This window comes from Pseudomonas pudica (assembly GCF_015680405.1).
Classification (GTDB): Bacteria; Pseudomonadota; Gammaproteobacteria; order Pseudomonadales; family Pseudomonadaceae; genus Aquipseudomonas; species Aquipseudomonas pudica.
This window is the reverse complement of the sequence record NZ_JADLJS010000016.1, coordinates 84,865-110,679: the sequence shown is the minus strand read 5'-3', so window position 1 is coordinate 110,679 and position 25,815 is coordinate 84,865. Positions and strand designations below refer to the sequence as shown.

23 protein-coding genes are annotated in these 25,815 nt (G+C 62.8%); 11 read left to right on the top strand and 12 right to left on the bottom strand.

Annotated features, from left to right (window positions below; translation table 11 throughout):
* Window positions 1-335: 335 nt before the first annotated feature.
* Entirely contained in the window at window positions 336-1,232 is an 897-nt protein-coding gene (locus IRZ77_RS13850) for a formate/nitrite transporter family protein (RefSeq protein WP_046614705.1), read from the top strand.
* A 3-nt stretch (window positions 1,233-1,235) separates the two neighbouring features.
* On the opposite strand, the gene IRZ77_RS13845 is transcribed toward IRZ77_RS13850, so the two are convergent.
* A complete protein-coding gene (locus tag IRZ77_RS13845) occupies window positions 1,236-2,327 on the bottom strand; it encodes an MBL fold metallo-hydrolase (protein ID WP_153671554.1) in 1,092 nt (363 codons plus the stop codon).
* Between the two features lie 130 nt (window positions 2,328-2,457).
* Between IRZ77_RS13845 and IRZ77_RS13840 the strand changes: the two genes are divergently transcribed.
* Both IRZ77_RS13840 and IRZ77_RS13835 read left to right on the top strand, forming a co-directional pair.
* On the top strand, window positions 2,458-3,531 hold the full coding sequence (locus IRZ77_RS13840) for a diguanylate cyclase (RefSeq protein ID WP_046614838.1): 1,074 nt from the start codon (window positions 2,458-2,460) through the stop codon (window positions 3,529-3,531).
* Window positions 3,532-3,582: 51 nt separating this feature from the next.
* Entirely contained in the window at window positions 3,583-6,168 is a 2,586-nt protein-coding gene (locus IRZ77_RS13835) for a bifunctional diguanylate cyclase/phosphodiesterase (protein WP_196173686.1), read from the top strand.
* Window positions 6,169-6,347: 179 nt separating this feature from the next.
* On the opposite strand, the gene IRZ77_RS13830 is transcribed toward IRZ77_RS13835, so the two are convergent.
* Window positions 6,348-6,683, bottom strand: coding sequence for a DUF2025 family protein (locus IRZ77_RS13830; RefSeq protein WP_085601528.1), 336 nt, complete (start codon window positions 6,681-6,683; stop codon window positions 6,348-6,350).
* A gap of 123 nt (window positions 6,684-6,806) precedes the next feature.
* Window positions 6,807-7,715 (bottom strand): LysR family transcriptional regulator, encoded by a 909-nt coding sequence (locus IRZ77_RS13825; RefSeq protein ID WP_196173684.1) that lies wholly within the window; start codon window positions 7,713-7,715, stop codon window positions 6,807-6,809.
* A gap of 111 nt (window positions 7,716-7,826) precedes the next feature.
* Here IRZ77_RS13825 and IRZ77_RS13820 point away from each other — a divergent pair, with 111 nt between their 5' ends.
* Window positions 7,827-8,585 (top strand): SDR family NAD(P)-dependent oxidoreductase, encoded by a 759-nt coding sequence (locus IRZ77_RS13820; RefSeq protein WP_046614710.1) that lies wholly within the window; start codon window positions 7,827-7,829, stop codon window positions 8,583-8,585.
* A 40-nt stretch (window positions 8,586-8,625) separates the two neighbouring features.
* Here the strand turns inward: IRZ77_RS13820 and IRZ77_RS13815 are convergent, their stop codons facing one another.
* The 7 genes from IRZ77_RS13815 to IRZ77_RS13790 form a co-directional block, all read right to left on the bottom strand.
* Window positions 8,626-9,495 (bottom strand): efflux RND transporter periplasmic adaptor subunit, encoded by an 870-nt coding sequence (locus tag IRZ77_RS13815; protein ID WP_085601530.1) that lies wholly within the window; start codon window positions 9,493-9,495, stop codon window positions 8,626-8,628.
* A 12-nt stretch (window positions 9,496-9,507) separates the two neighbouring features.
* On the bottom strand, window positions 9,508-9,714 hold the full coding sequence (locus IRZ77_RS13810; RefSeq protein ID WP_046614712.1) for a DUF1656 domain-containing protein: 207 nt from the start codon (window positions 9,712-9,714) through the stop codon (window positions 9,508-9,510).
* Window positions 9,701-11,689, bottom strand: coding sequence for an FUSC family protein (locus IRZ77_RS13805; RefSeq protein WP_046614713.1), 1,989 nt, complete (start codon window positions 11,687-11,689; stop codon window positions 9,701-9,703). The genes IRZ77_RS13810 and IRZ77_RS13805 overlap by 14 nt, the downstream gene beginning before the upstream one ends.
* 180 nt (window positions 11,690-11,869) lie before the next feature.
* Complete coding sequence (ccoM, locus tag IRZ77_RS27165; protein WP_025340347.1) at window positions 11,870-11,986, bottom strand: cytochrome c oxidase subunit CcoM; 117 nt, start codon at window positions 11,984-11,986, stop codon at window positions 11,870-11,872.
* A 135-nt stretch (window positions 11,987-12,121) separates the two neighbouring features.
* Window positions 12,122-12,283, bottom strand: a complete 162-nt coding sequence (locus IRZ77_RS13800; RefSeq protein ID WP_178081805.1) for a hypothetical protein — start codon at window positions 12,281-12,283, stop codon at window positions 12,122-12,124.
* Window positions 12,284-12,350: 67 nt separating this feature from the next.
* Window positions 12,351-12,680 carry a hypothetical protein gene (locus IRZ77_RS13795; RefSeq protein WP_046614714.1) on the bottom strand — a complete coding sequence of 110 codons (330 nt, stop codon included), beginning with the start codon at window positions 12,678-12,680 and terminating at the stop codon, window positions 12,351-12,353.
* 63 nt (window positions 12,681-12,743) lie between these two features.
* On the bottom strand, window positions 12,744-13,439 hold the full coding sequence (locus IRZ77_RS13790) for a M949_RS01915 family surface polysaccharide biosynthesis protein (protein ID WP_085601532.1): 696 nt from the start codon (window positions 13,437-13,439) through the stop codon (window positions 12,744-12,746).
* A 161-nt stretch (window positions 13,440-13,600) separates the two neighbouring features.
* Between IRZ77_RS13790 and rapA the strand changes: the two genes are divergently transcribed.
* Both rapA and IRZ77_RS13780 read left to right on the top strand, forming a co-directional pair.
* On the top strand, window positions 13,601-16,447 hold the full coding sequence (gene rapA, locus IRZ77_RS13785) for an RNA polymerase-associated protein RapA (protein ID WP_196173682.1): 2,847 nt from the start codon (window positions 13,601-13,603) through the stop codon (window positions 16,445-16,447).
* A gap of 320 nt (window positions 16,448-16,767) precedes the next feature.
* Entirely contained in the window at window positions 16,768-19,032 is a 2,265-nt protein-coding gene (locus tag IRZ77_RS13780; protein WP_196173688.1) for a putative bifunctional diguanylate cyclase/phosphodiesterase, read from the top strand.
* Here IRZ77_RS13780 and IRZ77_RS13775 read toward each other — a convergent pair.
* Together IRZ77_RS13775 and IRZ77_RS13770 are read right to left on the bottom strand one after the other, a co-directional pair.
* Window positions 18,932-19,819 carry an NAD(P)-dependent oxidoreductase gene (locus IRZ77_RS13775; protein ID WP_196173680.1) on the bottom strand — a complete coding sequence of 296 codons (888 nt, stop codon included), beginning with the start codon at window positions 19,817-19,819 and terminating at the stop codon, window positions 18,932-18,934. The genes IRZ77_RS13780 and IRZ77_RS13775 overlap by 101 nt on opposite strands.
* A 163-nt stretch (window positions 19,820-19,982) precedes the next feature.
* A complete protein-coding gene (locus tag IRZ77_RS13770; protein ID WP_196173678.1) occupies window positions 19,983-20,294 on the bottom strand; it encodes a DUF2288 domain-containing protein in 312 nt (103 codons plus the stop codon).
* A gap of 359 nt (window positions 20,295-20,653) precedes the next feature.
* On the opposite strand from IRZ77_RS13770, the gene IRZ77_RS13765 reads away from it, so the two are divergent.
* The 5 genes from IRZ77_RS13765 to IRZ77_RS13745 all read left to right on the top strand — a co-directional run bounded on the left by IRZ77_RS13765 (window position 20,654) and on the right by IRZ77_RS13745 (window position 25,596).
* On the top strand, window positions 20,654-21,769 hold the full coding sequence (locus IRZ77_RS13765; protein ID WP_024087643.1) for a branched-chain amino acid ABC transporter substrate-binding protein: 1,116 nt from the start codon (window positions 20,654-20,656) through the stop codon (window positions 21,767-21,769).
* 184 nt (window positions 21,770-21,953) lie between these two features.
* A complete protein-coding gene (gene livH, locus IRZ77_RS13760) occupies window positions 21,954-22,877 on the top strand; it encodes a high-affinity branched-chain amino acid ABC transporter permease LivH (RefSeq protein WP_025340356.1) in 924 nt (307 codons plus the stop codon).
* Window positions 22,874-24,130, top strand: a complete 1,257-nt coding sequence (locus IRZ77_RS13755; protein WP_196173676.1) for a high-affinity branched-chain amino acid ABC transporter permease LivM — start codon at window positions 22,874-22,876, stop codon at window positions 24,128-24,130. Before livH ends, IRZ77_RS13755 begins: the two co-directional genes overlap by 4 nt.
* Window positions 24,127-24,894 (top strand): high-affinity branched-chain amino acid ABC transporter ATP-binding protein LivG, encoded by a 768-nt coding sequence (gene livG / locus IRZ77_RS13750; RefSeq protein ID WP_013973920.1) that lies wholly within the window; start codon window positions 24,127-24,129, stop codon window positions 24,892-24,894. Before IRZ77_RS13755 ends, livG begins: the two co-directional genes overlap by 4 nt.
* Window positions 24,895-25,596: an ABC transporter ATP-binding protein gene (locus IRZ77_RS13745; RefSeq protein ID WP_013973921.1), complete on the top strand. Its 702-nt coding sequence runs from the start codon at window positions 24,895-24,897 to the stop codon at window positions 25,594-25,596.
* The last annotated feature ends 219 nt before the right edge of the window (window positions 25,597-25,815 follow it).

Here is a 25,815-nt window from a genome sequence, read left to right as displayed (position 1 = left end):
ACCCACACGAATTGCTTGATTCGATTTGTTAAAGAGCGTTTGGTTAAGAGTGTTTCGTCTCAACCGAGGCGCGCATTCTACGCTTTCCTCACTTGCTGTCAAGCGTTTATTTTGAAGTTTTTTACAACCGGTTTCTTTCGAAAGCCTTAAATCTCAACAACTTACCGCTTGCCTCGAAGCGTTCAACGCTGCGAGGAGGCGAATAATACGCGCTTTGAGATCAGAGTCAACACCTTGATCTGAAAAAACTTTCTGCCGACGTTTTACTTCCGTCGGCAACTAATGAAAGCGCCGCGAATCTGTAGAGAAACCCCACCCAATGGAGCGTAGCGGCCATGAGCGATGCGCAAAGCGAGAAAACCCCGGGCCTGTCGGCGGACGAGGAGCAGGAAGTCAGCCTCAGTCAGCCGCCCCGAGCGGCAGTACTGCACGAGATCATTCGTTACCAAGGCGATCAGGAGCTGGAACGTACACTCGCCGCACTATGGTGGTCGGCACTCGCCGCGGGCTTGTCCATGGGGCTGTCGCTCATGGCCATGGGCCTGTTCTACGCCCGCCTGCCGGAGGGGGACAGCGCTCAGGTGGTCGCCAGCATCGGCTATAGCGCAGGCTTCCTTGCAGTGATACTGGCGCGTCAGCAGCTGTTCACCGAAAACACCCTGACCGCCGTGTTGCCGGTAATGACTGCCCCTACCCTGGCCAACTTCGGGCGCCTGCTTCGCCTTTGGAGCGTTGTACTGCTTGGCAACCTCGCCGGCACCTTGCTGGTGGCCTGGGTAATGCTGGAACTGCCGATCTTCGACAGCAAGACCGACGTGGCCTTCCTGGAGGTAGGCCGCAAGGTCATGAAGAACGATATCAGCCAGATGTTCGCCAAAGGCATCGTATCGGGGTGGATGATCGCCACCATGGTCTGGATGATCCCGTCGATGGAACACGCCAAGATCTGGATCATCCTGATGATCACCTACCTGATGGCCCTGGGAGACTTCACCCATATCGTGGTCGGCTCGGTCGAGGTGTCCTATCTGGTCTGGGCCGGCGATGAAACCTGGAGCAGCTTCTGGCTTGAGTTCGCCCTGCCGACACTGGCGGGCAACATCATCGGCGGCAGCTTCATCTTCGGCTTGATCAGCCATGCACAGGTGCGCAGCGACAGCGGCAAACCGCCCTCACGGCTACTGAAAGAGGACCAGCCACCCTCCCCGCGCCGCAACAACGGCAACAAATGAACTTCAGCGTGCCGCTACCACGCGCTCGTTCGCCTGGCCGCGCGGACGCACAGGCCGCGGCTGCCACCAGTTCTGCCCGGCGTGCGGAGAATCAAGACTGACGCGCTCTCCCATCTGCGGTGTGCTCAGGCGCACCTGTGCCTGGTTGGCCAGCGCCAGGATGCGCTCGAAGGGCTCCTGCCAGCCGTGGATGGACAGGTCGAAGGTGCCATTGTGAATCGGCAACAGCCAGCGCCCGCGTAGATCCAGATGAGCCTGCAGGCTCTGCTCCGGCTGCATGTGCACATCGGGCCAGGCGACATTGTAGGCCCCGGTCTCGATCAGGGTCAGGTCGAACGGCCCGAATCGCTCGCCAATCTGCTTGAACCCATCGAAGTAGCCGGTATCACCACTGAAGAATACCCGCACATCCTCGTCGACGATCACCCAAGACGCCCACAAGGTCCGGTTGCTGTCCAGCAGCCCACGCCCGGAAAAGTGCTGGGCGGGGGTGGCGACAAAGCGCACGCCCTCGACCTCGCTTTCCTGCCACCAATCCAGCTGCCGCACCTTTGCCGGAGCTACGCCCCAGCTCATCAGCAGGTTGCCTACGCCCAGCGGGGCCAAGAACACACTCGTGCGCGGTGCCAGTTGGCGAATCGCCTGTTCGTCCAGATGATCGAAGTGATCATGGGACAGTACCACCGCAGCCAACGGCGGCAACTGGTCCAGCGCCAGGGGCGGCGCATGGAAGCGCAGTGGGCCGGCCCACTGCACCGGCGAGGCACGCTCGGCGAACACCGGGTCGGTAATAAAGAAGCGCCCGCGCAGCTTGAGCAATACCGTGGAATGGCCAAGGCGCCACAGGCTGCGGTCAGGTGCGTCAAGCACCTGCTGGCGGGTCATGGGCTGGAGGCTGACCGGTGTGGTCGGCCGGGTCTCCGGCGGCTTGCGCAGGAACAGGTACTTGAGCCCGATGCGCAGCTTCTTCAATACGCCATCCGGTGGCAATGACGCCTGATTGTGAAAACGCCCTTCCCGCTGGGGCGCCGGCTCGCCGGCAGAGTTGGCCAAAGGGACCATCAGCAACACTCCTAGCAACAGGAAAGCGTTCATGCTACCTCACAGTGATCGGATCAACCGTGAATTGGCTTGTAAGGTCATTTTTCGTTGATGAAACACTGTTCAACAATATTCATGCGAGTTATGCGATAAACGGTGCTTCAGCAGAAGAACGATGACCAATATGGATAAACGCAGCGGCAAAGGACTTTCATTCGCCAAACGCATCTACCTGCCGCGTGCCATCGGCCTGGGGATCGGCCTGTTCAGCGTCATGGCCGCCATTGCGCCGCTGTCACCGCCCACATGGGCATGGCTGCTGCTACTGTTCAACGGCTTGTTGTGGCCGCATGTGGCCTACCTGTGGGCCACCCGTTCGGCCGGGCCCTATCAGGCAGAACAGCGCAACCTGGTACTGGACTCCCTGATGGGTGGGTTCTGGACCGCCGCCATGCATTTCAATCCATTGCCCAGCGTGACAGTGCTGTCGATGATGACCATGAACAACGTCGCCGCCGGCGGCAAACGCATGGTCGTTCGCGGGGTGCTGGCCCAGCTGGCGGGCATGCTCGTCGCCATCCTGCTGCTGGGCCCCGGGCTGCAACTGAACGCGACGCCACTGCAGGTCTATGCCTGCCTGCCGATGCTGACCCTATACCCGCTGGCGCTGGGCTGGGTCTGCTACAAGTTGGCGATCAAGCTGGCCGACCACAAGCGCCGGCTGAGCGCCCTGAGCCTCACCGACAGCCTGACCGGCCTGCTCAACCACGGCGCCTGGAAGGACCTGCTGCTGCTGAAGTTCCAGGCTTGCCAGCAGCAACACGAGCACGCGGTGATTGCCCTGATCGACATCGACCACTTCAAGACCATCAACGACACCTTCGGCCACGTGGTCGGCGATTGTGTGCTGCGCCAGCTCGGCGCCGAGGTGCGGCACAATCTGCGCGAAGGCGACCAGGCCGGTCGCTACGGCGGTGACGAATTCTGCGTGATCCTGCCAGATACAAGCGAAGCCCAGGCCTGCCAGGCCATGGAGCGCCTGCGCGAGCGGGTCGCCAACTACCGCAACCCGCAATTGCCGCACCTGCGCATCAGCCTGAGTATCGGCCTTTCGGCATTCGAGGCCGACCTGGAGTCACCCGAGCACTGGCTCGAACAGGCGGACAAGGCGCTTTACACTGCCAAGCATGCGGGGCGCGACCAGGTCAATTTTGCCCGCAGCGACGCTGCGGCGCTCAGGCTGGCCTATCCTGATTGAACCTCCTTCCTGACTGACTGGCGGGAGGCTGCCTGAAGGAGCCGCTCGCGCATGGCCAGGACCGCCAACCTCCCACCCGCCAGCCCTGCACCGCGCTTCCAGGTGCGTCGACTGATCGCCGGTTTCAGCGCAATTTTCGGCCTGGCCTGCCTGGTCATCCTCGGCGCCCTGTTCAATATCGCAGGTACTCTTGACCATCAGGAGCGCCAGCGCAGTGCCTCTCAGGCAAACAAGGCGCTGGAGCAACGGCTGCTAGCCTCGCGCCAGTTCCTGTCCAGCTACGCCGTGTGGGATGCAGCCTTCGAACACCTGGCGGGCCAGGCCGACTGGAAATGGGCCTATGAAGAAAAGAACGTGGGCGAGTCGCTGTACAGCGCCAGCGGCTATGAAGGCGTGTTCGTGGTGGAGGACGCACGTACCACCTACGGCTTGTTCAAAGGCAAGCCTACCCAGGCGGCGGCCGATACTTATATTGATGCAGCGCTGCAGCCAATCATCGACCAGGCCCGGGCGGCGGCCATCACCCGTGAACAGATCACCCAATTCGTCCTGTTCAACGGCTGGCCGGCAGTGCTCAGTGCCGCGGCGGTACGCCCGGACCGGGATGTGACCGATAGCGAGGTGCGCCAGGCACCGGTGATGCTGTTCGTCGACCAGCTCACCGAGGAAAAACTGGCGCTGTTGAGCAGCAATGCCGGCCTGTCCGGCATGCATGTGGAAAACGATGATGCGGGGGAGCACGGCCACCTGCGCATCGACCTCGGCGATACCGGCTACCACTTGTCCTGGAGCAGCCCGCTGCCGGGGCATCAGCTGCTGCGGGCAGTGTTGCCGCCGCTGGCGGGTGCCTTGCTGATACTCGGCCTGGTCATGCTGTACCTGTTCCGCCATGCCTTGCGCAGTTCGCGGGCGATAGACCTCACGCTCGCCGATCTGCAGCAGAGCAACCAGGCCCTGGAGGCCAGTGAACAACGTTTTCGCGCGGTGGCCGAGTCGGCCTCCGACTGGATCTGGGAAACCGATCGACAACAACGCCTGACCTACCTTTCGCAACGCTTTGTCAACGTCACTGGCTACTCGGTGGACGACTGGCTCGGCCACCCGCTCAATCAGTTGCTGGCCTGCGATACCACGCCGCTCTCGCCGTGGCTGGATGCCCTGGCCGTGGCCGATCCGCAACAACTGGCCAACTTGCGCTGCACCTACCGCGACCAGAATGGCCAGAGCCGCTACTGCCGGATTTCGGCCCGTGCCATCTGGTACGACGGCAAGCCTGTGGGATTTCGCGGCACCGCCAGCGACATCACCGATGAAGTCGACGCTCATGCGCGCATCCAGCACCTTTCGCTGCACGACCCGCTGACCGGGCTGGCCAACCGCAACAAGCTCGCCCGGCACCTCGAGCAAGCCCTGTTGCGCGGCAGTGATTCACCGCCACTGACCTTGCTGCTGCTGGACCTGGACAATTTCAAGCCTATCAATGATTCCCTTGGCCATACCGCCGGCGACGCCGTGCTGCAGGAAGTAGCGACCCGCCTGCGCGACAGCACCCGCGATGGCGACCTGGTCGCGCGCCTGGGCGGCGACGAATTCCTCCTGGTGCTCGGCGGCATGGACAACCGCAGTGAGATCGACCGTTTCTGTGCCCGCCTGATCGCCCTGCTGCAGCAACCGATCATCTTCGACAACCAGCCGCTGCACGTCGGCGCCAGCATCGGTGTCGCCCAGACCCGTACCCAGGGCTTCGATGCCGGTGAGCTGATCCGCTGCGCCGATATCGCCCTGTACCAGGCCAAGGCCGATGGCAAGAACACCTGGCGTTATTTCGCTGCCGAAATGAACCAGCAGATCCAGTACCGCCGCCAACTGGAGAACGACATGCGGCGGGCCCTGCGCAACCAGGAGTTCGAGCTGCACTACCAGCCGCGCTACCGCCTCAGCGACCTGCGCATCGTCGCGGTCGAGGCTTTGCTGCGCTGGCAGCATCCGCAGGAGGGGTTGCTGGGGCCGGACACCTTCATTCCGTTGGCCGAACAGAGTGACATCATTGTTGCGCTGGGCCGCTGGGTGCTGCGCGAAGCCTGCCGCACTGCCCATGACTGGCCTGCCGATGTACTGATTTCCGTGAACCTGTCACCGGCGCAGTTCCTGCGTAGCGATGTGGTGGCCGATGTACGCGAGATCCTGCTGGAAACCGCCTTCCCTGCTCAGCGCCTGGAGCTGGAAATTACCGAGAACGTGATGCTCAACGACATCGAAGGCGCGCTGGGCACCATGCTGTCGCTCAAGGAGCTGGGCGTACGCCTTAACATGGACGACTTCGGCACCGGCTACTCGTCGCTGGGCTACCTGCGCACCTACCCGTTCGACAGCATAAAGATCGACAAACGCTTCATCGGCGGGCTGAACAACACCGCCGGCAGCGACCGCGCCGTGGTCCAGGCCATCATCAACCTGGGCGAAGCGATGGGGCTGACGGTGACGGCCGAAGGGGTGGAAAGCGAGCAGCAGCTCAGGGCACTGCAGAAGGACCGTTGTCATGAAGTGCAGGGCTATTACCTGAGCAGGCCGCTGGACAGTGCGGCGCTCGAGGCGTTGCTGCAGCAGGCATCTCAGCGTTCGACACCCTCCCTGTAGCGCGTGGAGGTAACCGTCTTGTCCAGGTTTGATACTTGCACACCCCCTGTGGGAGCGGGTTCACCCGCGAAGAATGCGACGCGGTATATGGCACCGGCTTCGCCGGTGTTCGCGGGTGAGCCCGCTCCCACAGTGATCGTCCAGGTTTTCGGTATTCGAGCGAGGCAGTTACTCCGCTATTACAGAGCGGACTTCCGCTGCAAACTGCGCTCTGCCACGATTTCCGGCAGGTCGCGCCGGCGCAGGTAGGTGCGCAGCGGTTCACCGATGTTCAAACGGTCATCCACATGCTGCTCCAGCAACAGCGCCAGCCGTTCGCGGCACAGGGCCATGCGCTGCCCTTGCTCGGGCCGCCAGACAAACTCGCAGCAGGGCGTGATGCTGGCATCGGCCACATCCATGCCGAACGAATCTTCGGAAAAACGCACGATATGCGCACCGCGCTTGCCATGAAAACCGACAAAGCCCTTGAGCTGGTCGGCTGCGTTGCAGATGTCCTGGGAAGTGATGGCCATGACGTAACCTCGCAATTCAATCGGAAGATACGCACGCCAGGCGGGGAGAGGTTGCCTCTGCCGGGCAACTCGTGACCGGCAGCCTAACGCAAGCCGTGGCACAGGCGCCACGCTTTTCATCGATCAGCGGCCACCGTCAACCTGCGAATGCAGCACCTCGCCCAACCACTGCATGAACGCCTGCACCCTACGTGGCACGTGTCGTTGCCGGGCATACAGCAGTGACACGGGCATGGCCGGGGCCTGCCAGCCTTCCAGTACCGAAACCAGCTCACCGCGCTGCAGGTGTTCGGCCACGCCCACAGCTGGCACCTGGATCAGCCCCAGCCCTGCCAGGCAGGCCGCCGAGTAAGCCTCGGCATTGTTGACCGTGACCACACCGGCCATGGCCTGGAAGTGCAGTTCACCGTCCTGCAGGTATTCGAAACCGGTACTGCGCCCCCCCAAGGTACGCACGTAATGCACCAGATGGTGCTCGGCCAGGTCCTGCAGGGTGCGCGGCACGCCATGGCGGGCAAGGTAGGCTGGGCTGGCACAGTTGCGCATGCTCAGTTGCCCGACCGGGCGCGCCACCACGTCCAGGTCATGCAGGGCACCAATGCGCATCACACAATCGAAGCCTTCACGCAGCAGGTCGACCTGGCGATCGGTGCAACTGAGCTCCACCTCCAGACGCGGGAAACGCTGTAGAAACTGCGGCAGCGCCGGGATGATGACCCGGCGGGCCATCATGGTCGGCAGGTCGACCCGCAGGCGCCCGGCAAGCTCGGCATCGTCGGCGCAAAACAGGCTCTCGATCTCATCCATCCCCGACAGCAGGTTCTTGCTGCGCTCGTAAAGCAAGGCGCCATCCTGGGTTGCCTGCACCCGGCGGGTGGTGCGGTTGAACAACTGCGTACCCAGCAAACGCTCCAGCGCCCTGACCTGCTCCGACACGGTCGAACGGGGCAGCCCCAGGCTCTCGGCAGCCAAGGTGAAACTGCTGACCTCACTGACACGCACAAAGGTGCGCAACAACTCCAGCTTGTTCACTTGAACCTCGTCTATCCGGTTTTACCGAACAGTATTTCCATATTTGCTGGATTTAACAGCACAACCACGACCAATAGCCTGTACTCATCAGCCCACCATGAGGTTTTCACCATGACTCGCAAGATTGCCCTGATCACTGGCGCCAGCCGCGGCCTGGGCCGCAACACTGCCGAACACCTGGCCGCACGCGGTATCGATGTCATCGGCACCTACCACAGCAAGGCCGAGGAAGCCCAGGCCGTGGCCGCGCGGCTGGAGCAGGCCGGGGTCAAGGCCGCCATGCTGCAACTGGACGTCAGCGACAGCGCCAGCTTTGCCGCCTTCGCCGAACGCCTTGGAGCAACATTGCAGCAACACTTCGGTCGCGAGCGTTTCGACTTTCTGGTGAACAATGCCGGGATCGGCTTGAACGTGCCCTACACCGAAACCAGCGAGGCGCAGTTCGACCAGTTGCTGAATATCCAGCTGAAAGGGCCGTTCTTCCTCACACAGCGCCTGCTGCCGCTGCTGGTCGACAATGGCCGCATCGTCAACATTTCCACCGGCCTGGCGCGCTTTGCGCTGCCGGGGTACGCCGCCTATGCCTCGATGAAGGGAGCGATGGAGGTGCTGACCCGCTACCAGGCCAAGGAACTGGGGGCGCGTGGCATCCGCGTGAACATTCTGGCGCCGGGGGCGATCGAGACGGACTTTGGCGGCGGCGTGGTGCGGGACAACCGCCAGGTGAATGAATACATTGCCGGCAACACGGCGCTGGGGCGCGTGGGCTTGCCGGATGATATCGGGGCAGCGATTGCGCTGTTGCTGGAAGATGGCAATGGCTGGATCAACGGGCAACGGCTGGAGGTTTCAGGCGGGATGTTCCTCTGAGGTCAGTTTTTCCGGGGCCGCTTTGCGGCCCCCTTGGCCCTCACGGCCGATTCTGCTCCTCATGCACCTGCACACTGGCCGTCATTCCCGCACTCAGGGTCACCCCCTCCGGCACCTGGTCCAGGCGAATCCTCACCGGTATCCGCTGCGCCAGGCGCACCCAGTTGAAGGTCGGCTCAACCTCCGGCAGCAACTGGCTGTCCGGGTTGCTGTTGCGGTCGGTGATACCACGGCTGATGCTCTCCACATGCCCTTGCATCGGCTCGCCCGCGCCCATCAGCCAAACCTTTACCGCATCCCCCACGCGAATGCGCGGCAGCTTGGTTTCCTCGAAATAGGCCTGGATATAGAAGGTTGAATCGTCCACCAGGGCCATCACCGACTCCCCGGTGTTCACATAGTTGCCCTCGGCCAGGCGCAGGTTGGTGATGTGCCCGCTACGCGGTGCACGCACCTCACTGCGCGCCAGGTTGATTTTGGCAACCTGCAACTGTGCCTCGGCCTCGTGCAACTCACCGCGGGCGATGGCCGCATTGATCTGGGCGTTTTCCCGCAATTCGGCACTGATCGCCTCCGGCCCCAGGGCAGTACGCCGGGCTGCTTCACGCTCGCGCAGGCGCAGTTGTTGGGTACGTGTCTCGGTCACTGCGCTGGCCTGGTCGAAGGCAGCCTGGAAGCGTTCGCGGTCGATGCTCATCAGCAGGTCGCCAGCCTTGACCTGCTGGTTGTCACGGACTTTCAGCTCGCGCACCCAGCCGGATACATCAGGGGCGATCACCACCACATCCGCACGCACACGGGCATCGCGGGTCCAGGGGGTGAGCATGTAGTACTGCCATAACTGATAGCCGGCAAACACGGCAAGGGCTACCACACACAAGGTGATCAGGGTACGTACGGCCGCACGCATCGAAACACTCCTTTATAAAGCTCCCAGCAGTCGCACCACCAGGAACAACACACAAACGAACAACGCCGCGTCGAACAGCGCTTCATGCCAGATCCAGCGCCCCAACGGCGTGGCCTGCACCAGCAGTCGCAGCAACCCGGTAAGCACCAGCGCCAGCAACACATAAACCAGAAAGGGACTGAACAGCACGCCGCCCACTTCCCACTCACGCAACCCCATGGGTTTCCTCCTGCCAGCGGCACCACTTGCCCCAGCTTTTCTGCAGTTGCAGCACCGCCCCTTCGGCCAACCGCAGCGGATCGCTGGAGGGTAGACGGCGCAAGGCGCCAATGAACTGTTCGCTGGCGGCATCCAGGCGCTGCCCACGCCCGGGCGCCGGCCCTTTGGCCAGCACGGCCTCTACTTGCTGCAGGTATTCGCGCTCGGCGCGCCCCAACGGGGCCTGGGCGACCGCCAGGCACATGCGCAGATGCACCAGTTCGTCGCCGATATCCAGGCCGTGCAGGCCATCGTCCCAGCGCTTGCGCTCGTTCTCGGGCAGTTCGCTGGCATGCCGCGCAAGTTGCATCAGGCGGTCGGCCATGCGCCCGCCAAACCAGCTGTCGGCCCCGCGCAGGTCGCGCCGGGTCAGGCGCACCAAGTCGTTCTGGGTCGCCGCGCGCAGGCGCCGGCCCAGCCAGGCCGGGTGGCGAAACACCAACAAACGAAAGGCCATCACCGCCGCCGACACCCCCACCAGCATGGCCAAGGCACTATTGAGCATGGTGGCCACGCCGAACTGCATGGCGTTCAGCGGCGACACCAGCACGATGAAGTGCAGGCAATAGGAGGTAGCCGTGGCCCCGGTCCGCGGGTGAGCCATGCCCAGCGCGCCAAGAAACAGCGGCACGCCCATGCCCAGGCACAGCATGGCGAAGCTGCTCCATTGCGGCAGCAGAATCTGCCCGACCAGAAATGCCGCAGGTATGGCAAGGCAGATTCCGCGCAAAAAGCTCAAGCCGATCTGCGCACCATTCTCGCGGCTGGCGAACAGGCTGCAGACCACGCAGGTCAACACCAGCCCACCCGGTGCCGAAGGCCAGGCGGTAGCCAGCCAGAAGCCGCTCATTACCAGAAAGGCCAGCGCACTGCGTGAGCCGAACAGCAAAGCCAGCGACCAGTCGCGGTGCGCGGCCAGGCCTTGGGACACATCCTTGGGCGCCCTGCCCGCTTCCACATCCTCCAGCGCCTGGCTGGCAGCCATGGCGTAATCCAGCAGCAGCGCCATTCGCGCCAGGCAGAAGTGCTCCGCCGGGCTGATCTGTTCGTCGTGGGCGGCATCCCAGATGCGCTGGCGCAGCAACAACAGGCTCGGCTGGTCGGGCTTGCCCAGCAGTGCGCGCACCTCCTCCAACCAGGGTGCCAGGCTTTCGGCCTGGCGCTCATCAAGTTGCCGCCACTGCCGGCGCACCGAACGGGAAATGCGCAGCAGCACCATCAGTTTCTGGCTCAGGCCGCGAATGGCACGAGCGCGCTGGCGCCCGCGGTTGCCTTCGAACCAGGCGTGTTCGCGTTGGCTGTCGATGGCAACGATACGCCCCAGGCTTTCCAGCAGGCCTTTGCGCGCCTCGTCTTCGCCGCCCAGCATGGCACTGGCGGCCTGCAGGCCGTTCTGCCAGGCCTGGCGGGCCTGCCCGCCCAGTTGCTGCTCTACCCGCATGGGCCAGAGCAAGGCACTGCTGGCGGTGGCACAGAAGATACCCAGGCAGATCTCGGTGCAGCGCGCCACGGCCTGGTCGAACACCTGCAACGGGTGGTCGATGGCCGGCAGGGCAATGATCGCTGCGGTGTAGCCTGCCAACACGAAGGCATAGGCCCAGGCGCTGCGCAGTTGGGTGGAGGCGGCGGTGCACAGGGCCAGCCACAGGGCCAAGGTGAGCAGGAACAGCCATGGGGTCTGGGCAAACAGGCCGATGAACAGCACCGACGCGAACGTGCCGACCAAGGTACCGGCCAACCGCGCCAGGCCCTTCTGCACCACCATGCCCGACAACGGCTGGGCGACGATGAAAGCGGTCATCAGTGCCCAGGACGGTTGCTCCAGCCCCCAGCGCATCGCCAGCCACAGCGCCAGCCCGCCACCGAGCAGGGTCTTGATGGCGAACTTGAGGGCGAGGCTGCTAGGGGCGAACAGGGCCTGGAGGGTGATGGGCACGAGACGGACCTTGCGGGGATGGTCTTGTAGAAAGATAGACAATGGTGGGAAGGATAAAGCGGAAACGATTAATTAGCTAGCTAATCATCTTATGGAGGGACAGGCAACACAAGATTGCAGGCAAAAAAATGGGCGACCGAAGTCGCCCTAAATGCCTTGCGTGCTCGTGTACCCGGAAGGTCAGCGCGGCTTGCGCTTGTTCGAGTCCTTCCAGATGAAAATGCCCAGACCGGCAAAGAAGACGACCATCAACCCGACCGTTACCACTCCGGCGATAACCACGTTGTCGAAGAACATGCTGGCCTCCCCATTCGTTTGCCGTTGTCCGATGGGTGCACGTTAACCAATGTGGGGGCGGGGAAAATTGATCGGTGTCAATGGTGCCCGGGGCCGGGCACGCGAGGCGGGTGCAGGGTTGACCTGCGTCAAGTTTCAGCGCTTCTTCGGCTTGCCCTTGGGCTTCTTTTTCTTGGCAGTGTTCAACGGCAGGGCTTGCTCGAACGCATTGCGCATTTCATTCAGGCGCTTTTCCTTGAGGTCGTGGATACGCTTGGCGCGTTCGGCATCGAAATCGATGAGGTTGTCTTGGCTCATGGGTGGGCTCGACGATCAACTGAGACTTGCATGATGAAGCCAGGCGCTGGCGCTGACCAGCCCCATGTCAGACTTCGATGTCCACCAGCAGCCCCTGGCGTACATGCTCGCCCATCAACGGTGCCACCGGCACGGTATTGTCGGCGTTGACCTCGTCACCCGGCATAGCACTGTAGCGTTCGTCGTCGCCCTTCTGCCGGCGTTGCTGCTGGCGGCGCTGCTCCTCACGCAGCAGCAGCGCCTGCTCTTGCGGGTCACGCTGGTGCTTGAGGTCGATGGCACTTTCACCGGATGCAGGTTGCGTCGGCACCACCGGCTTGATGTCGGGTGTCGGCTTGACCGGGTCCTGTTGCGAGGTCACCGGCGCGGCACTGAGCGGAATGATCGGTGGCAGCATGGACGTTCTCCTATGCCCCCTGTATCGGCAGGCGCGGGTTTACCTTGATGGCTGGCACAACACTTATTCGGTTTCGTCGTCAGGGTCGCCGTCGCTTGGCGGGCTGGCCTCGCTCCAAGGGCGCTTGTACACCTGCTGCCAGACCGCATCCATGTGCTCGCGAAGCACCTGCGGCGCGGCCTTGAGCGAAGCGCTGTCCTCACGCTCACCGCCGATCGGCTCTTCACCCGCCGGGGTAATCAGCGACTGGCCGGTGATGCTATAGCTGGCCTGCCCTTCGCGCATCTCGATGGCGATGTCGTGCGGGTCGATGCCACCGCCGCAGAAGGCATGGCTGGCAACCGTCACCTCGGCGATGCCGTCCTTGTTCAGGTCGCCGACATCGCTGACGTCGTTATAGAAGTCCACATCCAGGTCCAGCCCCGGACAGGTGGTTTCCTGTTCGATCTGCCAGCGCGCCTTGAACGCGTCGTTTTCGGCGGTGCGCCCGTACAGCGTGGCCTTGAGTACCACCTTGTCCACTTCCTGCTCGCTTTCCGGGTCGCTGGCCTGGCCATCGCTGCGGCTCAATACCAGCAGGCCTTCACCGTCGCGGTCACGAAAGTGCACGCTCTTGATCGGCGTCTGCACGCCCAGTACCTCGAGCTGCTCGATCGGAATGGCGGGCAAGGTCTCGAAGTTTTTCTGCTCGCAGGCGGCCAGTAGCAACAGGCTGCCCACGGCCATCGAAGTGCTGATCCAGCGGTGCTTGGCAGACATGTTGATCGGGGGCCCTCGTCGGCAGCACGGTGGGGTGCGATGAAGCGGCTAGACTGTTGCTACCTATCGCACTTCGGCACCTTTCGATGCGCTCGGCACTTTGGTCTGACCGGCCGATCCGTTAACATAATCGGCTTTTTCATCGCGGGAGTTCAGGCAGTATGGCGCAGCAGTATCAACCGGGGCAACGCTGGATCAGCGACAGCGAAGCCGAGCTCGGCCTGGGTACCATCCTGGCGCAGGATGGCCGCCTGTTGACCGTGCTCTACCCGGCCACTGGCGACACCCGCCAGTATTCCCTGCGCAATGCGCCGCTGACCCGCGTGCGCTTCTCGCCAGGTGACCAGATCACCCACTTCGAAGGCTGGAAGCTGACCGTGCGCGAGGTGGAGGACATCGACGGGCTGATGGTCTACCACGGCCTGGACGGGCAGAATCAACCGCGCACGCTGCCGGAAACCCAGTTGTCGAACTTCATCCAGTTCCGCCTGGCCAGTGACCGCCTGTTCGCCGGGCAGATCGACCCGCTGTCGTGGTTCAGCCTGCGCTACAACACACTGCAGCACACCAGCAAGCAGATGCAGTCGGCGCTGTGGGGCCTGGGCGGCTGCCGCGCCCAACCCATCGCCCACCAGTTGCACATCGCCCGCGAAGTCGCCGACCGCAGCGCGCCGCGCGTCTTGCTGGCCGACGAAGTGGGCCTGGGCAAAACCATCGAGGCCGGCCTGGTGATCCACCGCCAGCTGCTGTCTGGCCGCGCCAGCCGCGTTCTGATCCTGGTACCGGAAAACCTCCAGCACCAGTGGCTGGTGGAAATGCGCCGCCGCTTCAATCTGCAGGTGGCCCTGTTCGATGCCGAGCGCTTCATCGAAAGCGACGCCAGCAACCCGTTCGAGGATGCCCAGCTGGCGCTGGTGGCCCTGGAGTGGCTGGTCGAAGACGAAAAGGCCCAGGACGCGCTGTTCGCCGCCGGCTGGGACCTGATGGTGGTGGACGAAGCCCACCACCTGGTCTGGCACGAAGACCAGGTCAGCGCCGAATACGGTCTGGTCGAACAGCTGGCCCAGGTGATCCCGGGCGTGCTGCTGCTCACGGCCACCCCCGAGCAGCTCGGCCAGGACAGCCACTTCGCCCGCCTGCGCCTGCTCGACCCCAACCGTTTCCACGACCTGGCCGCCTTCCGAGCCGAGAGCGAGCACTACCGCCCGGTGGCTGAAGCCGTACAGGAACTGCTCGACGAAGGCCGCCTGTCGCCCAAGGCCCACGCCACCATCCAGGGCTTCCTGGGAGCCGAAGGCGAAGCCCTGCTGGCCGCGGTCAGCGACGGCGATTCCCAGGCCAGTGCGCGCCTGATCCGTGAGCTGCTCGACCGCCACGGTACCGGCCGCGTGCTGTTCCGTAACACCCGCGCGGCGATCCAGGGCTTCCCTGAGCGCCAGTTGCACCCATACCCACTGGCCACGCCCGAGCAGTACCGCGACCTGCCAGCCGGCGAACATGCCGAGCTGTACCCGGAAGTCGCCTTCCAGGCCCAGGGCGAGGTGGCCGACGACGAGCGCTGGTGGCGTTTCGACCCACGCGTCGACTGGCTGATCGACACCCTGAAGATGCTCAAGCGCACCAAGGTGCTGGTGATCTGCGCCCATGCCGAAACCGCGATGGACCTGGAAGACGCCCTGCGCGTGCGCTCCGGCATCCCGGCCTCGGTGTTCCATGAAGGCATGAGCATCCTCGAACGGGACCGCGCCGCTGCCTACTTCGCCGACGAAGAGTTCGGCGCGCAGGTGCTGATCTGCTCCGAGATCGGCAGCGAAGGCCGCAACTTCCAGTTTGCTCACCATCTGGTGATGTTCGACCTGCCAGCGCACCCCGACCTGCTCGAACAGCGCATCGGCCGCCTGGACCGTATCGGCCAGAAGCACACCATCCAGCTGCATATCCCGTACCTGCAGGACAGCCCGCAAGAGCGCCTGTTCCAGTGGTACCACGAAGGCCTCAACGCCTTCCTCAACACCTGCCCTACCGGCAACGCTCTGCAGCACCAGTTCGGCCCGCGCCTGCTGCCGCTGCTCGAAGGCGGCGAAATCAAGGCCTGGGAAACCCTGGTGGCCGATGCCCGAAGCGAGCGCGAGCGCCTGGAAGCCGAACTGCATACTGGCCGTGACCGCCTGCTGGAACTCAACTCCGGTGGTGCCGGCGAAGGCCAGGCGTTGGTCGAGGCCATTCTCGAACAGGACGACCAGTTCGCCCTGCCGATCTACATGGAAACCCTGTTCGACGCCTTCGGCATCGACAGCGAAGACCATTCCGAAAACGCCCTGATCCTCAAGCCAAGCGAGAAGATGCTCGACGCCAGCTTCCCATTGGGCGACGACGAAGGCGTGACCATCACCTACGACCGTGGCCAGGCCCTGTCGCGTGAGGACATGCAGTTCCTCACCTGGGAGCACCCGATGGTGCAAGGCGGCATGGACCTGGTTCTGTCCGGCTCGATGGGCAACACTGCCGTGGCGCTGATCAAGAACAAGGCGCTCAAACCCGGCACCGTGCTGCTTGAACTACTGTTCGTCAGCGAGGTGGTGGCACCGCGTAGTCTGCAACTGGGCCGTTACCTGCCACCGGCGGCGTTGCGCTGCCTGCTCGATGCCAACGGCAACGACCTGGCGTCCCGCGTGGCCTTCGAAACCCTCAACGACCAGCTCGAAAGCGTACCGCGGGCCAGCGCCAACAAGTTCGTCCAGGCCCAGCGCGACGTGCTTGCCCAGCGCATCAGCAGTGGCGAGGCCAAGGTCATGCCGGCCCACGTCGAGCGCGTGGCCGAGGCCCAGCGCCGCCTGACAGCGGAAGCCGACGAAGAGTTGGCACGTCTGATCGCGCTGCAAGCGGTCAACCCAAGCGTGCGCGACAGCGAGATCGAAGCGCTGCGCAGGCAGCGCGAAGAGGGCCTGGCGATGCTGGAAAAGGCCGCCCTGCGCCTGGAAGCCATTCGTGTGCTAGTGGCGGGCTAATACAGTTCAGAAACCGCCGCCTTTGTGGGAGCGGCCTTGTGTCGCGAAAGGGCCGCAACGCGGCCCCAGGATTGACGCGCAATAGTTGAAATTGCCGGGGCTGCTTTGCAGCCCTTTCGCGACACAAGGCCGCTCCCACAGGGGGGCCAATTTTCAGAACCCATTTACATATTCCATGCTGCGATCAGGTTCATAACCAAATCGTAGAAATCAATGTGCCATTAGTCAGGAAGGCTTAAACACCTCTTCCTATACTGCCTCTGGACAGTCTGCACAGGGTTGTAGCGCAGACGAGTGCAAACTCGATCATGAGGCATTCCATGGAATGGCTGGGGCTGCAACTGTTCGCCGACCTGCCGGCAACCGGGCGCATCGTCATTGATTGCCGGCATGAACCGTTCCTGGTTCTGCTCGCCTACTTCGTCGCCTGTGCGGCCTGCTTCGCCACCCTGGACATGGCCGAGCGCCAATCCCACAGCGAAGATCCCACCGCCCACCGACAATGGAACATGCTCGGTGCCTGCTGCCTCGCAGGCGGCATCTGGGCCATGCACTTCATCAGCATGCTGGCCTTCCAGGCTCCAGTGGAAGTGCACTACGACGTGTCCTTGACCATCCTTTCGCTGCTCATCGCTCTGGCCGTCGCCTGGTTGGCCATGCACAGCCTCGACCGCAGCCAGATGCGCGCACACCACTACCTGCAAAGTGCGGTACTGATCGGCCTGGGTATCATCGTGATGCACTTCGTAGGCATGGCCGCCCTGGAAACCGGCGCCCGCCAGTACTACCAATCCGGCCTGCTGCTGGCCTCGGCCACCATTGCCCTGCTCACCAGCCTGACCGCGCTGTACCTGGCCCGCTACTTCCGGCATGGCAGCGGCAACCTGCACCAGGCCATGAAGTACGGCGCCAGCCTGCTGATGGCCGGCGGTATTGTCGCCACCCATTTCACCGCGATGTCGGCCATGACCCTGGTCATCCCGGCCGACACCGCCCTGCGCCTGCCCTCTGGCGACAACAGCTTGCAACTGGCGCTGGGCATCGGCTTCATTACCCTGCTCATCAGTGCTGCCAGCATCAGTAGCGCACTGGCCGACAAGAAGCTGCAAAGCAAGGAACACGACCTGCGCCGGGTCAGCGTGTTGCTCAGCCAACTCGACCAGGCCCGCGCGTCGCTGCAGCAGGCTGCGCACTACGATGCGCTGACCAGCCTGGTAAACCGTCGCGGTTTCAACCAGGTGTTCGCTGAACGCCTGGCCGAACACAAGGTAACGGAAAGCCACCTGGCAGTGATGTTCCTGGACATCGACCATTTCAAGCGCATCAACGACAGCCTCGGTCACGACGCCGGCGACGAACTGCTCAAGGTGATCGCCAGCCACATCAAGGCCGCCACCCGCAACCACGACCTGGTCGCGCGCCTTGGCGGCGACGAGTTCTGCGTGGTTACCAGCCTCAATAACCGCGACGAAGCCCGCCACCTGGCCCAGCGCATCATGCAGAGGATGAAAGAGCCCATCAACCTGGGCGGCCGACGCATGGTCATGACCACCAGCATCGGCATCAGCATCTTCCCCGAAGACGGCACCACCGCCGAAGAGCTGCTCAAGCATGCAGACCTCGCCCTGTACCAGTCCAAGGGCAATGGGCGCAACAGCCTGAACTTCTTCAACGACAGCCTTAAGACCCAGGCCTCGATTGCGCTGCAGCTGGAAGAAGAACTGAGGGTGGCCCTGCTCGAGGAGCATGGGCTGTGCGTGCACTACCAGCCGATCTTCGACATGCGCAGCAGGCAAGTGGCCAAACTGGAAGCACTGGTGCGCTGGCGCCACCCGCAACACGGCTTGCTCGGGCCCGATCGTTTTGTCGCCATCGCCGAAGCCAACGGGCTGATCATCGACCTCGACCTGTGGGTGCTGCGCCACGCCTGCGCCGACATGGCCTATCTGCAGCGCCACGGCCATGGCAACCTCAAGGTCACGGTCAATTGCTCGGCAGTCACTCTCAGCCACGACGAACTGCCCAACGAAGTGGAGAAGGCGCTGTTCCACGCCGGGCTCGCGCCCCGGCAGCTGGAGCTGGAAGTGACCGAGAACGCCCTGATGGGGGATATCCAGCGCACAGTCAACCTGCTCAAACGCGTGCGCGCCCTGGGCGTGACGCTGTCGATCGATGACTTCGGCACCGGCTACTCGTCACTGGCCTACCTCAAGCGCCTGCCGCTGGATGTGCTGAAGATCGACCGCAGCTTCCTGCAGGATGTGCCGGGCAGCCAGAAGGACCGCGAGATCGTCCAGGCGATCATCGTCATGGCGCATACCCTGCATCTTCAGGTAGTCAGCGAGGGCGTGGAAACCGCCGAACAGCTGGCGTTTCTCGAAGCCCACGGCTGCGACTATCTGCAAGGCTACCTGCTGGGTCGCCCCGAGCCACTGGCCGAACTGCGCTCGTTGCTGGAACGGCTGCAGCACCAGGGTGGCGTGTTCAAACCTTGCTGCGATACAGCTCAACCAGGGTCGCCGGATCTTTTTGCAGGTACCCCTGGCTTGCGTGCAGGCGCATCAATTGTGCGGCAAGGCCACTGAGCGGCGTCGCCGAGCCTTGCTCGCGGGAGAACTTGACCGCGCCATCTAGGTCCTTGAGCAGCGTGCGCACGTGCCACTTGATCGGCTCGAAGCGGCTTTCGGCCATTTGCGGAGCGAGGATCTGCAGCGGTTTGGAATCGGCAAAGCCGCCCGCCAGTGCTTCGGCGATCAGCGTCGCGTCGACCCCGGACTGTTCAGCCAAGGCCACCACTTCGGCGATCACCAGGGCATTGCAGGCCACGATCATCTGGTTGCAGGCCTTGGTCACCTGGCCTGCGCCCACCGCCCCCATGTGCGTCACGCGCTGGCCGAGCACCTGCAGTACTGGGCGGGCGCGCTCCAGGTCGGTCGCCTCGCCACCGACCATGATCGCCAGGGTGCCGGCTTCGGCCCCGGGCGTGCCGCCGGAAACTGGCGCGTCCAGCCAGGCCATGCCGCACAGCGCTGCCAGTTCGGCAGCCATTTCACGGGTGGCGGTTGGCTCCAGGCTGGAAAAATCGATCAGCAACTGGCCGCTGCGCCCGCCCTGGGCTATGCCTTGCTCGCCAAACACCACCTCACGGACCACGGCCGTGTCGGCCAGGCACAGCAGCAGCATGTCGCTGTCGCGGCACAGTTCGGCAGGGCTGCCGGCCAGGCGCGCGCCGGCGGCGACCAGTGCAGCGCACTTTTCCGGGCTGCGGTTCCATACGGTCAGCGGGTAGCCCGCTGCCAACAGGCGCCGGCACATGGGCAGGCCCATCAGGCCGATGCCAGCGAATCCAAGCGAAGGTAGTGCAGTGCTCATCAATGACTCCTGACTATTCGAACAACCGGGGGCCGCTGTGCGGCCCCATTACGCATCCCGTAAACTGTTACCGCCACGCCGAATTGTTACTTCCCTCTACCCGCCCTGAGCGCCTTCGAGCACCAAAACGGGGCTACTGCGCATTTTTGCGCACCAAAAGCGATCACGCTTCTGCCGGGCGCTTCACCTGGATCACGATGAACGGCGAAACTACTACCGCCCAGATCTCTGGGTCGCGGCTTTGCAGGTCATGGGCCTGCTCGGCGGTCACCGGCCCAACAGTGCCATCACTACGCCACTTGGCGAAGATCTCGCTGCGATTCTCGGCCATCGCCTCGGCAACGGCGATCAGGTCAACGCTGGGGTCGACCCAAATCAGGTCACCCTTTGCCCAGAAACGCTCCAGCGCTTTCCACTCGATGATTGCCGTCTCGCCAAGCAATTTGGCATAGAGGGTGCTTGTTTGATCAGTCATGGGTGGTATCCGCAAAAATCGGCCAATAAAAAAGGCCGGCATTTTTGCAGAAAAACCCGGTTTCAAATATGTAATTTGGTCGATTGATCCCGATCTTGTGGGGCAGGATCGCAGATGCAGGCAGTTTGATGGCGCCTTTCTGTATCTTTGTGTCGACCAAGCGACAACCCAGGAAGCAGGCACTTTTCGACCGCTTTTCAAGCGCTCGGGCAGCGCTCTACACTGTACCGGTACAGTTCCGGGACATGTTCCGGGGGAAGGTGGGCTTGCGCGTTGGCATGGCCACGCCGCAAATCCCGCCCGGTCTGTAGCCCTGGCCGCCAGGACTATAAGAATTACAACAGAATGAGTGGAGCACTATGATCAAGATTTCCAAGCTGTTCGCCGCAATGGTTCTGGCAGGGGTAGCCAGCCATTCGTTTGCCGCCGATACCATCAAGATCGGGATTGCGGGCCCCAAGACCGGCCCTGTGACCCAGTACGGCGACATGCAGTTCATCGGCGCAAAGCAAGCCATCAAGGATATCAACGCCGCGGGCGGCGTGGATGGCAAGATGCTCGAAGCCAAGGAATACGACGACGCCTGCGACCCTAAACAGGCCGTTGCAGTCGCCAACAAGGTGGTCAACGATGGCGTCAAGTTCGTCATCGGCCACCTGTGCTCCAGCTCCACCCAGCCTGCGTCCGACATCTATGAAGACGAAGGCGTGATCATGATCACCCCAGCCGCCACCTCCCCGGAAATCACCGCCCGTGGTTACAAGCTGATCTTCCGCACCATCGGCCTGGACAGCGCCCAAGGCCCTGCTGCCGGCAACTACATCGCCGACCACGTCAAGCCGAAGGTGGTCGCCGTCCTGCACGACAAGCAGCAGTACGGTGAAGGCATCGCTACCGCAGTCAAGCAGACCCTTGAAGGCAAAGGCACCAAGGTTGCCGTGTTCGAAGGCCTGAACGCCGGTGACAAGGACTTCTCCTCGATCATCCAGAAGCTCAAGCAGAACAACGTCGACTTCGTCTACTACGGCGGCTACCACCCAGAGCTGGGTCTGATCCTGCGCCAGGCTCAGGAAAAAGGCCTGAAAGCCAAGTTCATGGGCCCGGAAGGCGTGGGTAACGACTCCATCTCGCAGATCGCCCAGAACGCTTCCGAAGGCCTGCTGGTGACCCTGCCGAAGTCGTTCGACGCGGACCCTGCGAACAAGAAGATCGTCGACGCCATCAAGGCTGACGGCAAGGACCCAAGCGGCCCGTTCGTGTTCCCGGCCTACTCGGCTGTCGAGCTGATCGCCCAGGGCATCAAGGAAGCCAAGTCCGAAGATGCCGACAAGGTGGCAGCCGCCATCCACAAAGGTACCTTCAAGACCCCGACCGGTGACCTGTCGTTCGACGACAAAGGCGACCTGAAAGACTTCAAGTTCGTGGTCTACGAATGGCACTTCGGCAAGCCTAAGACCGAAGTCTCCCCTCAGTAACTGCGTGACTAATAGCTGACCTACGAGCCCACTGTGCGAGCAGTGGGCTTTGTTTTATGAGGTTCATGGGCCTGATCCCCGCGATCCGGGGGCGGCTCACCTGAAAATCTTAAAACCGTCACCCGCGGTTTCCTGGCCTTACCCCCGCCAGCGAAATGCAAATCAGGTTTTTAGGAGCGCTGTAATGCCTGAGATCTACCATTTCTTCCAACAACTGGTTAATGGATTGACCATCGGCAGCACCTATGCCTTGATCGCCATCGGCTACACGATGGTGTACGGCATCATTGGCATGATCAACTTCGCCCACGGCGAGGTGTACATGATCGGTTCCTACGTGGCCTTCATCGCCTTGGCTGGCCTGGCCATGATGGGTATCCATTCGCTGCCGATCCTCATGACCGTCGCCTTCGTCGCGACGATCTTCGTCACCAGTGCCTATGGCTACAGCATCGAACGGGTTGCCTACCGCCCCCTGCGCAACAGCAACCGCCTGATCCCGCTGATTTCCGCCATCGGCATGTCGATCTTCCTGCAGAACACCGTCTTGCTGTCGCAAGACTCCAAGGACAAGTCCATCCCCAACCTGATCCCCGGAAGCTTCTCGTTCGGGCCGGGCGGCGCGGAGGAAGTACTGATCAGCTACATGCAGATCCTGGTGTTCGTGGTCACCCTGGTGGCAATGACCTGCCTCACCCTGTTCATCTCCCGTTCCCGCCTGGGCCGCGCCTGCCGCGCCTGTGCCGAGGACATCAAGATGGCCAACCTGCTGGGCATCAACACCAACAACATCATCGCCCTCACCTTCGTCATCGGTGCCGCCCTGGCGGCGGTGGCGGCCGTGCTGCTGAGCATGCAGTACGGGGTGATCAACCCCAACGCCGGTTTCCTGGTGGGCCTGAAGGCCTTCACCGCGGCGGTGCTGGGTGGCATCGGCAGCATCCCGGGCGCCATGCTCGGTGGGCTGGTGCTGGGCGTGGCCGAAGCGTTCGGTGCCGATATCTTCGGCGACCAGTACAAGGACGTGGTGGCATTCGGCTTGTTGGTTCTTGTCCTGCTATTCCGGCCGACCGGCATCCTGGGCCGCCCGGAGGTTGAAAAAGTATGAACAGAAATCTCAAACAGGCGTTCTTCAGCGCCTTGCTGGTATGGGCCGTGGCCTTCCCGGTATTGGGCCTGAAACTGAGCATCGACGGCATCAGCCTGTCCGTGCACAGCCAGGGCTCGTTCAACCTCAGCATCATTGCCCTGTGCTCGGTCCTGATGTTCCTGCGCGTGCTGTTCGACAAGCAGTGGAACTCGGTAATGGGCCGCCGTTCGGATCGCAAGCTGATCCCGCCGGCAGTCAGCAACTACCTGACCCTGCCGAAGACCCAGCGCTACGTGATCATGGGCCTGATCGTCGCGGCACTGGTGTGGCCGTTCTTCGGCTCGCGCGGTGCGGTCGACATTGCCACGCTGATCCTGATCTACGTGTTGCTGGGCCTGGGCCTGAACATCGTGGTCGGCCTGGCGGGCCTGCTCGACCTCGGTTACGTCGGCTTCTACGCCGTTGGCGCCTACAGCTACGCCATGCTCTCGCACTACCTGGGCTGGAGTTTCTGGGTATGCCTGCCGATTGCCGGCCTGATGGCCGCTACCTTCGGTTTCCTGCTCGGCTTCCCGGTTCTACGCCTGCGCGGTGACTACCTGGCGATCGTGACCCTCGGCTTCGGCGAGATCATCCGCCTGTTCCTGCGTAACCTCACCGACTGGACCGGCGGCCCCAACGGCATCAGCAACATCCCCAAGCCAGAGCTTTTCGGCCTGACTTTCGAACGCCGTGCCGCCGAAGGCATGCAGACCTTCCATGAGTTCTTCAGGCTGGAATACAACTCGATCAACAAGGTCATCTTCCTCTACCTGGTGGCCCTGCTGCTGGCCCTGCTGGCGCTGTTCGTGATCAACCGTCTGCTGCGCATGCCGATCGGCCGCGCCTGGGAAGCCCTGCGCGAAGACGAGATCGCCTGCCGTGCACTGGGCCTGAACCCGACCGTGATCAAGCTGTCGGCCTTCACCCTGGGCGCCTGCTTCGCCGGTTTCGCCGGCAGCTTCTTCGCTGCGCGCCAAGGCCTGGTGACGCCGGAGTCGTTCACCTTCATCGAGTCGGCGATCATCCTCGCCATCGTCGTGCTCGGCGGCATGGGCTCACAACTGGGCGTGATCCTCGCGGCCATCGTGATGATCCTGCTGCCCGAGCTGATGCGTGAGTTCAGCGAATACCGGATGTTGATGTTCGGTGCGCTGATGGTGTTGATGATGATCTGGCGTCCGCAAGGCCTGCTGCCTATGCAACGTCCACACATGGAGCTGCGTCGATGAGCCGCGAAATTCTGCAAGTCAGCGGCCTGAGCATGCGCTTCGGCGGCTTGTTGGCGGTCAACGGCGTGGGCCTGACCGTCAAGGAAAAACAGGTGGTGGCACTGATCGGCCCGAACGGTGCCGGCAAGACCACTGTCTTCAACTGCCTGACCGGCTTCTACAAGCCCAGCGGCGGCACCATCCTGCTCGATGGCCAGCCGATCCAGGGCCTGGCCGGGCACCAGATTGCCCGCAAGGGCGTGGTGCGGACCTTCCAGAACGTGCGCCTGTTCAAGGAAATGACCGCGCTGGAAAACCTGCTGATCGCCCAGCACCGCCACCTGAACACCAACTTCTTCGCCGGCCTGTTCAAGACCCCGAGCTTCCGCCGCAGCGAGAAGGAGGCCATGGAGCGCGCGCAATACTGGCTGGAGAAGGTCAACCTGACCGAGTTCGCCAACCGTACCGCCGGCACCCTCGCCTACGGCCAGCAGCGCCGCCTGGAAATCGCCCGCTGCATGATGACCCAGCCGCGCATCATCATGCTCGACGAACCGGCAGCGGGCCTGAACCCGAAGGAGACCGAAGACCTCAAGGCGCTGATCGCCTACCTGCGTGAGTCGCACAACGTCACCGTGCTGCTGATCGAGCACGACATGAAACTGGTGATGAGCATTTCCGACCATATCGTGGTGATCAACCAGGGTACCCCCCTGGCCCACGGCACGCCGGAAGAGATCCGCGACAACCCTGACGTGATCAAAGCCTACCTGGGGGAAGCGTAAATGCTGAAGTTCGAGAACGTTTCCACCTTCTACGGCAAGATCCAGGCGCTGCACAGCGTCAACGTAGAGATCAACCAGGGCGAGATCGTTACCCTGATCGGCGCCAACGGTGCCGGCAAGTCGACCTTGCTGATGACCCTGTGCGGCTCGCCGCAGGCGCACAGCGGCAGCATCAAGTACCTGGGTGAAGAACTGGTCGGCCAACCGTCCTCGCACATCATGCGCAAGAGCATCGCGGTAGTGCCGGAAGGCCGCCGCGTGTTCTCCCGCCTGACCGTCGAGGAAAACCTGGCGATGGGTGGTTTCTTCACCGACAAGGGCGATTACCAGGAGCAGCTGGACAAGGTGCTACAGCTGTTCCCGCGCCTGAAGGAGCGTTATATCCAGCGGGGCGGCACCATGTCCGGTGGCGAGCAGCAGATGCTCGCCATTGGCCGGGCGCTGATGAGCAAGCCCAAGCTGCTGCTGCTCGACGAGCCCTCGCTGGGCCTGGCGCCGATCATCATCCAGCAGATCTTCGACATCATCGAACAGCTGCGCCGTGATGGCGTGACGGTGTTCCTGGTGGAACAGAACGCCAACCAGGCGCTGAAGATCGCTGATCGAGCGTATGTGCTGGAGAACGGCCGGGTGGTGATGCAGGGTACTGGGGAAGCACTGCTGACCGACCCGAAGGTGCGCGACGCGTACCTGGGGGGTTGATGGGAAAAGGGCCATCTACTGGCCCTTTTTTCTACCTGTCAGAAATGTATTGCCTGTACTGGCCCTATCGCCGGCAAGCCAGCTCCCACAGGTAACCCACAGTTCCTGAAAGTTGTGGGGCCTGTGGGAGCTGGCTTGCCGGCGATAGGGCCAGCACAGGCAACCATTAACTTGTGATCCAGCGCCAGCCTGAGTAACGTGGCCTGCTTTCACGGCAAA

Bases quoted from the DNA above. Each gene is read 5' to 3' on its own strand.
- IRZ77_RS13835 (WP_196173686.1), top strand. From the start codon at position 3,583: ATGGCCAGGACCGCCAACCTCCCACCCGCCAGCCCTGCACCGCGCTTC.
- ccoM (WP_025340347.1), bottom strand. From the start codon at position 11,986: ATGTTCTTCGACAACGTGGTTATCGCCGGAGTGGTAACGGTCGGGTTG.
- IRZ77_RS13795 (WP_046614714.1), bottom strand. From the start codon at position 12,680: ATGCTGCCACCGATCATTCCGCTCAGTGCCGCGCCGGTGACCTCGCAA.
- IRZ77_RS13840 (WP_046614838.1), top strand. From the start codon at position 2,458: ATGGATAAACGCAGCGGCAAAGGACTTTCATTCGCCAAACGCATCTAC.
- IRZ77_RS13810 (WP_046614712.1), bottom strand. From the start codon at position 9,714: ATGGGGTTGCGTGAGTGGGAAGTGGGCGGCGTGCTGTTCAGTCCCTTT.
- rapA (WP_196173682.1), top strand. From the start codon at position 13,601: ATGGCGCAGCAGTATCAACCGGGGCAACGCTGGATCAGCGACAGCGAA.
- IRZ77_RS13815 (WP_085601530.1), bottom strand. From the start codon at position 9,495: ATGCGTGCGGCCGTACGTACCCTGATCACCTTGTGTGTGGTAGCCCTT.
- IRZ77_RS13850 (WP_046614705.1), top strand. From the start codon at position 336: ATGAGCGATGCGCAAAGCGAGAAAACCCCGGGCCTGTCGGCGGACGAG.
- IRZ77_RS13800 (WP_178081805.1), bottom strand. From the start codon at position 12,283: ATGAGCCAAGACAACCTCATCGATTTCGATGCCGAACGCGCCAAGCGT.
- IRZ77_RS13770 (WP_196173678.1), bottom strand. From the start codon at position 20,294: ATGACTGATCAAACAAGCACCCTCTATGCCAAATTGCTTGGCGAGACG.
- IRZ77_RS13745 (WP_013973921.1), top strand. From the start codon at position 24,895: ATGCTGAAGTTCGAGAACGTTTCCACCTTCTACGGCAAGATCCAGGCG.
- IRZ77_RS13820 (WP_046614710.1), top strand. From the start codon at position 7,827: ATGACTCGCAAGATTGCCCTGATCACTGGCGCCAGCCGCGGCCTGGGC.
- livH (WP_025340356.1), top strand. From the start codon at position 21,954: ATGCCTGAGATCTACCATTTCTTCCAACAACTGGTTAATGGATTGACC.
- IRZ77_RS13775 (WP_196173680.1), bottom strand. From the start codon at position 19,819: ATGAGCACTGCACTACCTTCGCTTGGATTCGCTGGCATCGGCCTGATG.
- IRZ77_RS13755 (WP_196173676.1), top strand. From the start codon at position 22,874: ATGAACAGAAATCTCAAACAGGCGTTCTTCAGCGCCTTGCTGGTATGG.
- IRZ77_RS13830 (WP_085601528.1), bottom strand. From the start codon at position 6,683: ATGGCCATCACTTCCCAGGACATCTGCAACGCAGCCGACCAGCTCAAG.
- IRZ77_RS13765 (WP_024087643.1), top strand. From the start codon at position 20,654: ATGATCAAGATTTCCAAGCTGTTCGCCGCAATGGTTCTGGCAGGGGTA.
- IRZ77_RS13790 (WP_085601532.1), bottom strand. From the start codon at position 13,439: ATGTCTGCCAAGCACCGCTGGATCAGCACTTCGATGGCCGTGGGCAGC.
- IRZ77_RS13780 (WP_196173688.1), top strand. From the start codon at position 16,768: ATGGAATGGCTGGGGCTGCAACTGTTCGCCGACCTGCCGGCAACCGGG.
- IRZ77_RS13845 (WP_153671554.1), bottom strand. From the start codon at position 2,327: ATGAACGCTTTCCTGTTGCTAGGAGTGTTGCTGATGGTCCCTTTGGCC.
- livG (WP_013973920.1), top strand. From the start codon at position 24,127: ATGAGCCGCGAAATTCTGCAAGTCAGCGGCCTGAGCATGCGCTTCGGC.